This is a genomic window from Mycoplasmopsis caviae (genome assembly GCF_024498215.1).
GTDB classification, from domain to species: Bacteria; Bacillota_I; Bacilli_A; order Mycoplasmatales; family Metamycoplasmataceae; genus Mycoplasmopsis; species Mycoplasmopsis caviae.
The window spans coordinates 876,835-887,619 of sequence record NZ_CP101806.1; the positions used below are offsets into that span (position 1 = coordinate 876,835).

The 10,785-nt window shown below is 30.8% G+C and carries 13 protein-coding genes; all 13 read right to left on the minus strand.

The features are described 5' to 3' along the window. Positions 1 to 22: 22 nt before the first annotated feature. Positions 23 to 448, minus strand: coding sequence for a F0F1 ATP synthase subunit epsilon (locus NPA07_RS04320; RefSeq protein ID WP_126118386.1), 426 nt, complete (start codon positions 446 to 448; stop codon positions 23 to 25). 51 nt (positions 449 to 499) lie between these two features. Next, positions 500 to 1,975, minus strand: coding sequence for a F0F1 ATP synthase subunit beta (gene atpD / locus NPA07_RS04325; RefSeq protein ID WP_126118385.1), 1,476 nt, complete (start codon positions 1,973 to 1,975; stop codon positions 500 to 502). A gap of 8 nt (positions 1,976 to 1,983) precedes the next feature. Next, positions 1,984 to 2,856: an ATP synthase F1 subunit gamma gene (atpG, locus tag NPA07_RS04330; RefSeq protein WP_126118384.1), complete on the minus strand. Its 873-nt coding sequence runs from the start codon at positions 2,854 to 2,856 to the stop codon at positions 1,984 to 1,986. Beyond that, positions 2,856 to 4,442: a F0F1 ATP synthase subunit alpha gene (gene atpA, locus NPA07_RS04335; protein ID WP_126118383.1), complete on the minus strand. Its 1,587-nt coding sequence runs from the start codon at positions 4,440 to 4,442 to the stop codon at positions 2,856 to 2,858. Before atpA ends, atpG begins: the two co-directional genes overlap by 1 nt. After that, positions 4,435 to 4,992 carry an ATP synthase F1 subunit delta gene (gene atpH / locus NPA07_RS04340; RefSeq protein WP_126118382.1) on the minus strand — a complete coding sequence of 186 codons (558 nt, stop codon included), beginning with the start codon at positions 4,990 to 4,992 and terminating at the stop codon, positions 4,435 to 4,437. Before atpH ends, atpA begins: the two co-directional genes overlap by 8 nt. 40 nt (positions 4,993 to 5,032) lie before the next feature. Next, a complete protein-coding gene (atpF, locus tag NPA07_RS04345; protein ID WP_126118381.1) occupies positions 5,033 to 5,560 on the minus strand; it encodes a F0F1 ATP synthase subunit B in 528 nt (175 codons plus the stop codon). 1 nt (position 5,561) lies between these two features. Further along, positions 5,562 to 5,798 carry an ATP synthase F0 subunit C gene (gene atpE, locus NPA07_RS04350; RefSeq protein ID WP_126118380.1) on the minus strand — a complete coding sequence of 79 codons (237 nt, stop codon included), beginning with the start codon at positions 5,796 to 5,798 and terminating at the stop codon, positions 5,562 to 5,564. Positions 5,799 to 5,822: 24 nt separating this feature from the next. Continuing rightward, entirely contained in the window at positions 5,823 to 6,617 is a 795-nt protein-coding gene (locus tag NPA07_RS04355; RefSeq protein WP_126118379.1) for a F0F1 ATP synthase subunit A, read from the minus strand. Between the two features lie 28 nt (positions 6,618 to 6,645). Further along, a complete protein-coding gene (locus NPA07_RS04360; RefSeq protein WP_126118378.1) occupies positions 6,646 to 7,074 on the minus strand; it encodes a hypothetical protein in 429 nt (142 codons plus the stop codon). A gap of 118 nt (positions 7,075 to 7,192) precedes the next feature. Then, on the minus strand, positions 7,193 to 8,170 hold the full coding sequence (locus NPA07_RS04365) for a YwaF family protein (RefSeq protein WP_126118377.1): 978 nt from the start codon (positions 8,168 to 8,170) through the stop codon (positions 7,193 to 7,195). A 2-nt stretch (positions 8,171 to 8,172) separates the two neighbouring features. Next, on the minus strand, positions 8,173 to 9,534 hold the full coding sequence (ffh, locus tag NPA07_RS04370; protein ID WP_126118376.1) for a signal recognition particle protein: 1,362 nt from the start codon (positions 9,532 to 9,534) through the stop codon (positions 8,173 to 8,175). Between the two features lie 9 nt (positions 9,535 to 9,543). Further along, the gene (locus NPA07_RS04375) at positions 9,544 to 10,344 is read right to left on the minus strand and encodes a GNAT family N-acetyltransferase (protein WP_126118375.1); all 801 of its coding nucleotides are present in this window, start codon (positions 10,342 to 10,344) and stop codon (positions 9,544 to 9,546) included. Beyond that, positions 10,344 to 10,586, minus strand: a complete 243-nt coding sequence (locus NPA07_RS04380) for a YdbC family protein (protein ID WP_126118374.1) — start codon at positions 10,584 to 10,586, stop codon at positions 10,344 to 10,346. The genes NPA07_RS04375 and NPA07_RS04380 overlap by 1 nt, the downstream gene beginning before the upstream one ends. Positions 10,587 to 10,785: the final 199 nt, after the last annotated feature.

The window sequence follows — 10,785 nt, forward strand, 5'->3', positions numbered from 1 at the left end:
GTGGTTCATTAAAATATTTTAACTAGTTATTATTGCGATTATAGACATCAATACGGTTTAGTGCTTTGCGTAATTTGATTTCATATTGAACTTCTTCTTTTGTGTCACGGAATTTTTCAAGTTGAGCAAGTGCAAAATCACGGTCAATTTTTGCTCTTTCAATATTAATATTTTTACCAAAAATAATGTCATCAGTAATTATATTAATATTACTTGCATCAGCATAAACTAAACCACCACCGATTGAGCAAATTTTATAATCTTTGTCTCTTGGAGTATTAATAGTTAATTCACAAATGTCAATGGTACTAAAAAAAGGGGTTCGGTTTGGTTGCAAGCAAATAGCACCACCTGCTTTTGTTCTCAAAGTTACACTTTTAACAGGACCTTCAAAGAAAATTTCTTGCAGTGTTGTTATTTTTAAATATGTTGTTTTTCTATTTATCATTTTTCTAAAAAACCTATAAAACAGTTGTTTTGGTAAAATTAAATTATTAATTTATTGTTTAATTTGTGCTTTCTTGCTGATATAGTCGCGGTATTTGACCTCGACATCGTCAATTGAACCTACATATAAGAAGAAGTCTTCAGGACAATCATCATATTTGCCATCAAGTATATCTTTGAAACTTCTAATTGTGTCTGATATTGTAACAAACTTACCTTTCTTACCTGAAAACTTCTCTGCAACAGTAAAAGGTTGAGATAAGAAGTTTCTTATTCTTCGGGCACGTGCAACAAGTAATTTGTCTTCTTCACTTAACTCACCCATACCAAGAATTGCAATAATATCTTGCAATTCCTTAAATCTTTGAAGAATGTTTACAACTCCATGAGCTACTTCATAGTGTTCTTGTCCAACAACAAGGGGATCAAGAAGTCTTGAGTTTGACTCTAGTGGATCAACTGCTGGATAAATACCTAATGCAGCTATATTTCTATCTAGCACTGTTTTAGCATCAAGGTGACTAAATGTTGTGGCTGGTGCTGGATCAGTTAAGTCATCAGCTGGTACATAAACAGCTTGAACTGATGTAATTGAACCTCTCCTTGTTGAAGTAATTCTTTCTTGTAACTGACCCATTTCAGTTGCAAGTGTTGGTTGATAACCAACAGCTGAAGGCATACGACCTAAAAGTGCAGAAACTTCACTACCCGCTTGTGTGAAACGGAATATGTTATCAATAAATAAAAGCACATCTTGATTTTCTTTATCTCTAAAATATTCAGCCATTGTTAAACCTGTAAGTGCAACACGCATTCTGGCTCCAGGTGGCTCATTCATTTGACCAAATACTAATGCAGTTTTATTTAAAACACCCGATGCTTTCATCTCATGATAAAGGTCATTACCTTCGCGGGTACGCTCTCCAACTCCAGCAAAAACTGAAAGTCCACCATGTTCAGTTGCTATATTATTAATTAATTCTTGAACAAGGACAGTTTTACCTACTCCTGCTCCACCAAAAAGACCTATTTTACCACCTTTTGCATATGGAATTAGAAGGTCAATAACTTTAATACCGGTTTCTAAAACTTCACTAACCGTTTTTTGCTCTTCATAACTTGGTGCTGGTGCATGAATTGGCATAAGAGGTGAATTAGGTGCTTCTTTAAGGTCAATTGGCTGACCTAAAACATCAAACATACGACCTAAAACACCATCACCAACCGGTACACTAATAGCAGCACCTGTATCAATAACATCAAGACCTCTAGCAAGTCCATTTGTAGAAACCATTGCAATGGTTCTAACAGTATCATCACCAATATGTTGTGCCACTTCAAGGGTATAAACTTGATTGTCCAAATAAACTTTAAGTGCATTTAGTAAAGAGGGTAAGCAACCTTTATTGAACTTAACATCAACAACAGGTCCTAGAACTTGAACTATTTTACCAACATTACTTTTGTTTGCTTTTGTAGTATTTTTAGTAGTTTCATTATCTTTGGTAACTTTTTTTCTTGTTGCCATAATACCTCCTATACTGCATCGGCTCCAGCAACTATTTCATTTAATTCCTGTGTAATAGATGCTTGGCGCTTTCTATTGAATTCAAGGTTTAAGTTGTCAACTAACTCATCGGCATTATCTGTTGCCGACTCCATTGCACTTCTTCGTGCTGCCATTTCACTTAATTTTGCAGAAGCATAAGCTAGGTAAAGAGTGGCATTGATATAAAGTGAAATTGACTCACTTAAAACCTGGTGGGCACTTGGTTCAAATTCAATAGTTGAATTAAGTGATTCTTTGTGTTTTTCAGCATGCACTTGCTTTTTAGTTTCATCAAATTTAAATGGGAAAACCTGTTCACTAACTTCTTGTTGAACCAGATTGTTAACATATTTATTGTAAATTACATTTATACTATTAATTTGTTTTTTGTTATATAACTCAAGTACAATAGTCATAATGTCATAAACTATGTTGTAGTTTTTTTCGTTACTATCACAATTAAACTGCGTAATAATTTGGTTTTCGAATAATGTCCCTAAAGCACTTATAGCTTTTCGACCAATTAATATTACCTTATCAGTCTTTTTTATAGTGTTTTTGGCAAATTTAATAATGTTTGAATTATAACTTCCAGCCAACCCTAAATCGCTTGTCATAATGATGTACATTTTTGACTCAACATTATGAATTGGAAATAAGTGTTTGATTTCTGTGCTACTGAGATGATCTAAAATTAGGTGAAAGGTCTCACTAATTAGATCATTGTATGCTTTAACATTCTCAAATTCAACTCTTGCTCTTCTCAGTTTACTAGCTGCCACTAACTCCATTGCATGTGTAATTTTACGAATTGACTGCACGGCAGCAATTCGACTTTTAATTGCTTGTGTACCAGCCATTATTTTTTGCTTTCTTGTAAGTACTTTTCAGGCATAGGTAAATAATCACTTGGGTCATAGTTTGGAATTGTAGCAATTATTTTGTTAACTATTTTAAGAATTGCCTTAGTAATGATTGATAGATGCTCATCGCTAAATTCATTATTATTGTTATGAATTTCAAGAGCTACTGAAACACCTTCTGGATCACTCTCAATATATTTAATTACTTCCTCGCGATACCTTGAAATATATTTTTTAGGGAGAGGATTAATAATTCTTTCTTTAACACCAAGTAAAATTGCTACTTGTGCAATTTGACTAATAGGTGCATATTGTTCTTGTTTCAATATTTCGTAAACCTTTGCACCATGTTGCAAGATTGCTTTTGTTGAATCATCTAAATCAGAGCCAAATTGAGCAAATGCAAGCATTTCGTTATATTGAGCTAATTCTAACTTAAGTGAACCAGCTACTTTTTTCATTGCTTTTATCTGAGCAGCACTACCAACACGGCTAACACTAAAACCAACATCAACTGCTGGTCTTTGACCAGAGTTAAATAAGTTTTCTTTTGTAAAAATTTGACCATCGGTTATAGAAATAACATTTGTTGGAATATAAGCTGAAATATCGCCTTGTTGAGTTTCGATAATGGGTAGTGCAGTTATTGAACCACCGCCATATTCCTTTGTAACTCTGGCAGCACGTTCTAAAAGTTGAGAGTGAAGATAAAAGACATCTCCTGGATATGCCTCTCGACCTGGGGGTCTTCTAAGTAGAAGTGAAAGTGTTCGATATGCAATAGCATGTTTTGATAGATCATCATAGACTATCAAAACATCTTTACCTTTTGCCATTCATTCTTCAGCAATAGTAACGCCTGAATATGGAGCAATATATTGTTGGGGGGCAAGTTCACTAGCACCTGAAACAACAACAGTTGTATATTCCATAGCACCTGTGTCTTGTAGTTTTTTAACAATTTGAGCCACTGTTGAGTTTTTTTGACCAATAGCAACATAAATACAATTTACACCTTTACCTTTTTGATTAATAATTGTGTCAATTGCAATTGCACTCTTACCAGTTTGACGGTCACCGATTATTAATTCACGTTGGCCTTTGCCAATTGGAATCATTGAGTCAATTGAAATAATTCCTGTTTCAAGTGGTTGATTAACCTCTTGTCTGGTCATAACACCAGGAGCAACCTTAAAGATTTCTCGTTTTTCTGATGTATTAATTTTACCTTTTCCATCAATTGGTTGACCAAGTGCATTAACTACACGACCAAGCAGTTTGTCACCAACAGGAATGGAAATAACTTCTCCGCTTCTTTTGCAACTATCACCCTCAGCAAGTAAATTAGCATCACCAAAAATTGTTACACCAACTACTTCTTCTTCAAGGTTTAAAACTAGACCGTAAATATTATCTTTAAATAGAATAATTTCACCATTTCTGGCATTATCAAGACCTTTAACTAATGCAATTCCATCGCCAATAGTAATAATTGTTCCAACTTCTGAGTAATCAACTTTTGAGTCGAAACTACGAATACGATCTTTTATAATTGCACTAATATCGTCGATTCTGCTAGTCATTTAAACCTCCTTTTTTAGTTAAAATAGTATTTATCTCTTCTAAATCCTTTTTGTAGTTTTGTTCAATAACCAAACTATCCATTTTGATTTTAAAACCCGAAATTAAACTTTCATCAATTTGATGTTTTAAGACAATTTCGGTGTTATATTGTTTTTCTAACTTTTGTTTAATTTTCCTAAGTTTTTCATCGCTTAATTCAAATGCTGTTGTAATTAATGCAAAACGAATATTTAAATGCTTATTAGCTAGTTTTAAATAATGTTCAAGCGATCTTCTTAAAAGACTAACTGCATTACGTTCAACTAGTACTTTAAGAAAATTTGCTATAAGTTTACTATTTGAAATATTTTTAAAAATTTTGTCAATGTAATCATATTTTTTGTTTTTTTCAAAACTTTGATCACTAAGTTTTTCAACAAGAGAATTACTTTCACAAATTACATTGTAAAGTGAAACAACATTGTCATTAATTGCTTTCATTTGCTTGTCCGCTTTTGCTAATTCAAAAAGAGCTAAAGCATAGCCTTCTGGGTTCGCTTTTGAGTACATAATTTTACCAATTTAACTGTTTTATAGACAAGTACAGAAATTAAGATTCGAGAAACTTGTCAATAATTTCACTTTCAGTTTTCTTTGAAACTTCTTTTTTGAGTATTTGTCTTGATAATTCACTTGCTGCTTTAGCAATATTGTTTTTTGAATCTTCCATTAATGAATCTCTTTGTTGTTTAATATCTAATTCTGCTTCTTCTAGTATTCTTTTTGATTCAATTTTAGCTTTTGCAGTATAAGAAATAATAACTTTCTCAGCCCTTACTTTAGCATTTTTGACTAAGTTATTAGCTTCTTGATGTGCTTGAGTTAATTTGTCATTTGCTTCTTTTAATTTGTCTTGTGACAAATCATTAGTTTGCTTAGCTTGATCAATATTACTTTGAATATAATCTTGTCTTGCTTTTATAGACTTTTTAATTGGTTTGTATAGTAAGAAGAAAAGAATCAAAATAACAATTGCAAAAGCAACTAATGTTGCCACCATCATTGGCACACTAGGAAATAGTCCACTTAATTCTTTTTGAATTCTAGCGCCTAGTGTATCTTTGTAAACTACATGCATATTACTTGTTGTATGCAAATGCAAGAATGAACGCAATAACTAGACAATAAATAGCTGATGATTCTGCAACACCTTGTCCAATAAGTAACATTGAACGAATTTTAGCTGCTGCTTCAGGATTACGACCAACTGCTTCGGTTGCTTTTCCAGCAGCCAAACCTTGACCTAGTCCTGTACCAAAACTACCTAACATTGCAATCCCGATACCGATTGCAACTAATCCACCACCTTGTGTCATAATAACCTCCTAATTAAAATTTAATTAATACACATTATTTGAATGCGATCAAGCAGCTGCTTTAATTTCAACATTGGCAACTGCTTGGTCTGCTTCGCTTTTTTCTTGTGCTTCTTTAATTCTTTTTTCTTCATTGGTTTCAGCTTCCTTTGACCAATAAACAGTTGTTAATGTACAAAAGACCAAAGCTTGAATTATCGCACCAAACATATCAAAATACATATGTAAAAGCGGGGTAATCAGTGAACCAATAAAGAATCACTCACCTGGTAACCCAGGGATTTTAGTTCATATTCAACCAGTAAAGATGTAAGTTAGAAACACAATAACTCCACCACCAGTTATATTTCCGAAAATACGAAATCCTAGTGAAATTAAAGGAGCAAATTGACCCACAACTTCAATAGGACTTAAAAATCGACTAAAGAACCTAAATTTTTGATATAGTAAACCAACTACATAAATACCAGCAAAAGAAATGAAAGCCAGTGAAAACGTTATTGAATAGTTAGTTGCTATTGGTTTAAGTCCAAAAAGGCCTAATAAATTCCCTAAAAGCAAAAATGTAAATAGTGCAAAGATATAAAATTTTGCCTTTGGCAATGCACCTTCGGTGTTTTCATCAAAACTTGAGTCTAGGAAATTAACATACCCTTCCATGACTATTAGAAAGCCAATTGGAGCTTTATTTGGTTGTGCTGTTTTCTTAATTAAAATAAATGTTGTTAATGAAACAATAAAAATTAAAATCACTAAAACAAATAATGAAAACATTTGCTCCATATTTCATTTTCACAAATTTTGCGTTAATGTATTCACTAAACCTCCTTTCTGCTTATTATCTTAATTATTTATCTTTTGAACCTACATAAACAATAAAAATTGATATGTAAAAAGTTAAAAAACCAGGTATAAAAGCAACAATATTAATTGGTCAAAAACTATTTCTTTCAATTTTGCTACTATAAGGATTATTAAGTGCACTTGAGTTAATTTTAAAAAGTGCAAAGAGCAATAATCCAATTCATACCATATTTAAAAGTGTTCCACCAAAACCAAGTGCAAAAGCTCTTGGTTTGTTGCTTACTATAATCTTGTAAGATAATAAATTTCTTAATTCATAAGCTAAAAATCCTGATGCTGAGCCAATTAGATAGCCAAGTGCAACAGCAAATCTAGTGTTTTTATAATTAAAAAAAGAAAGTGATAATAAACCTAAGATAAGTGTTAAACATCAAAAGATTATATGCACTTTTTTTTCTTTTTGGTTATCCATTAGATCTCTAGTGTATTTTTCATTAAAAAGTACACAAAAAGCATGTTCGAAACAACTAACATGTAAGTATTATAATACTTATGTTTTTTTGAATAAAAATTTTTAAGATTTTTTTACCTTAAAAATTTTGGTTTTCTGTTTCAAGATTTGTATTGTTGCTTTTTGAACTTTTTAGTTCACTAAATGAGTTCTTATATATTTTTCAATTTTCACTTTTGGCTCATTTAAATACTCATTTATTGTCTTCTTTTGCAAGATAAACTTTATCTTGAACACAGTAAAATATTGTTGAAATAATAATTAGAACAGCGCCTAAAACTATATATGTCAAAATATTAAATGGTCACCTACTTAGTGGTCCAAAGAAGTTTTTAAATCCATTAAACTCATCTTTTCCTAAGTATCAATAATTTATTGTTTTTCAACCAAAATCGCTTGCATATGTGTAAACAGCTCAATTTAAGAAGAAAATAATTAAAGCCAGCGCTACGAAGAATGCACCACTATAAAGTGTATCCTTAAATTTAATTTTATCATTGCTTAAAGCATAAAAAACGGTTGGAATAATTACAACAGAACAATGTGCAAAAATATAGTCTCAATAATAAATGTTGTCTATTCCAATTGGAAATGGTATAGTTTTATCTTTTTCCTTCAAGAAGTTAAAGTCAGGCTTCATTAGGGCTAAAAGACCACAAATGATTGCAAGATATCCATAGTATTTAACATATTCCATTCTATTAGTTATTAAACTTAATGCAATAAACAATAACATTATCCTACAAAAATGGAGTGGTAAATATTCTCAATAATTGTAAAACTTATCTATGGATAAAATAACAATGTGGATTATCATGCCAATTAAAATAATAGAGCCACAAATTAGTCAAAATATTCTTTTGCTTAAGAAAAGAATTTTTTCTTTTTGTTCATAATTTTTCTTAATTTCCCTGCGAAACAGTCAAATTAGTAAAACTGATATAAATGTTAAGGCAGTAACTATAAAGAAAAATACATATGAGAAACCACTAAAATTCAACTTGTTACCTGTATAAGAAAGAAAACCTTTCGGATGATTTGGATCTATTTTTCACATAATTAAGACATACCTCCACCTAATCCACCCATTTTGGCAATATCGCCAAAATTACCTGAATTTATTCTTTTAGCCATCTCAGCCATATTTTTAACTAACTGCTCGAAATCATTAAGCAATCTATTGTATTCTTGGACACTTCGGCCACTACCTTTAATAATTCTTGCTTTACGGTTTGCATTTTTGAGTAGTTTAGGATTTTTTCTCTCTTTTATTGTCATTGATGAAATCAATATTTCATATGTGTGCATTTTAACTTCTGCTTCTGCAACTTTTTCTTCATCAATTTTTTTAGCTAAACCAGGAATCATTTTTAAAATTTTGCTCATCTTACCAAGTTTTTTAATTTGAGCTAATTGTTCCATTAAATCATCAAGAGTAAAATTACCTCTTAAAATTTTGGCGACCATATTATTTGCCATTTTAGGATCAATAACTTCTTCTGCTTTTTCAATCAAGCTCATTACATCACCCATGCCTAAAATACGATCAGCCATTCTATCAGGGTAGAATAAATCTAAATTAGAAACTTTTTCACCTGTACCAATAAATCTAATTGGCAACTTTAACATTTTACTCAAACTTAATGCTGCACCACCACGAGCATCAGAGTCAAGTTTTGTAATAATTGAACCTGTTAATTTAAGTTTATTGTTAAATGTTTCAGCAACATTTAAAATATCTTGACCACTAAGTGCATCAGCAACAAAGAAAATTTCATTTGGATTTGCAATCTTTTTTAAATCAAACAATTCTTGCATAAGAGGTTCATCAATAGATAAACGACCAGCTGTATCAATAATTATTAAATCGTTCTTTTGACTATTAGCAACACTTAGTGCTTCCTTAACTATTTCCTGTGCACTGAATTTTGTGCCTTTTTCAAAATAATCTATTTGAATGGTTTTGGCTAGTGTTACTAATTGTTGAACAGCAGCTGGACGATAAATATCAGCTGCCACAACAAGCGGTTTATTAATAAAGTTTTTCTTTTTCAAATAGTATGCTAATTTAGCACAAGCAGTAGTTTTACCTGAACCTTGAAGACCAGCCATCATAATAATATAAGGACGTGAACTGATTTTAACTTCTTGCACACTGCCACCCAAAATATCCACTAATTCAGCATGAACTATCTTAATCATTTGTTGGCTAGCGTTTAATGAACCAACAAGTTTACTTTCTAAGGCTTTTTGTTTAACATTAGCAATAAATTCCTTAACTACTTTTAGGTTAACATCAGCCTCTAGAAGAGCCATCTTAATATCTCTTGTTACTTCTAAAATATCTTCTTCATTAACTATAGTTTTCTTAGCCATTTTTGCAATTGACTTTTGAATCCTACTTTCTAAAAAATTAAGCATTTTTCTCCTTTATTTATTAATTTTAACTGTAAAAATTTTGCCAAAGTCTTCAAAACCTATTTTATAATAAAGTTTACCCGCTGCTGGATTATCAAAAAATAATATTGGTGTTCTTTTGTTTGAAATAATATGATTACACAAAGCACCAACAACTTGAAGAGCATAGCCTTTTTGACGGTGTTCTTTTAATGTATAGACTCCACCAATCATAGAAGCTTTATCTGTGGATATTGCTATGCAAGCGTGCGATGCTATGTAACCTTTTTTATCCTTAATAATAAAAGGCGTTGAAACTTTTTTAATTAAAGCATTCTTATATGTTTTAAGTTCTTGTTGAAATGTTCCTCTAAAATCTTCAAATTCATCAATTAAAAAACGACTTCTAACAATGGCTTCCAAATCATCAAAAATTGCTTTTTTGGCCAATGAGGTATCACCGCTATAACGGTGTTTTAGCAAAGCCATTGTTTGTCGATGAATATTATACTTGTCTTTATTTGATTCAAATTCTTCTTCATAATGTCGGTACATCTTTTCACTTAAATTAATATTAACAAGAGAGTGTTTTTCAATTAGTAATTTTAAATCATCCAGACTAATTTTAAACTCTGGATCATAAATTAATATTGTTTTATTAAAGATTAAAGATACTGCTTTAATCTCTTCTTGTTCCTTAATAATATAAGTAAAAATAAAAGATGTTCTCACACCATAAGTCATTATGTCACCAATAATTAATAAATTATTAATTGGCTCTTGATTTAAAAATTTTAGAATTGCATCCTTATCATTTCTGGTTGCAAGAATCATTATTTAATTCTTTCTAATTCTTGTTCAATTAATACATATAAACGTTTTAATTCTTCAAGATTAAGTGTAATACCTTTACTTGAACGTGTATGGTCTTCGCTTCAATCTCTTATGTCATATTTAGCTTCTTCATTGTTTCATGAAACTAGATTTAGTTCTTTTTTGTAACCGCTATTTGTGGTTGAAATTTCGCCCATGTGATGAACAATTTTGTTTGTGATTTCTGGTTTTCTGTATGCCATGATTTAACTCCTATATATAAATAATATATAAATATTATATTAAATTATATATTAATAGTAAATATATTTTTTACGACATAAATTTCCACAATAATCATATTGTTTTATATTAGACTAAAAAACCTATAAAACAGGTTTATTGGTCAAAATTTGGCATTTTTTATATAAAAAACATATCATAAAAATTAAAAAATATTTT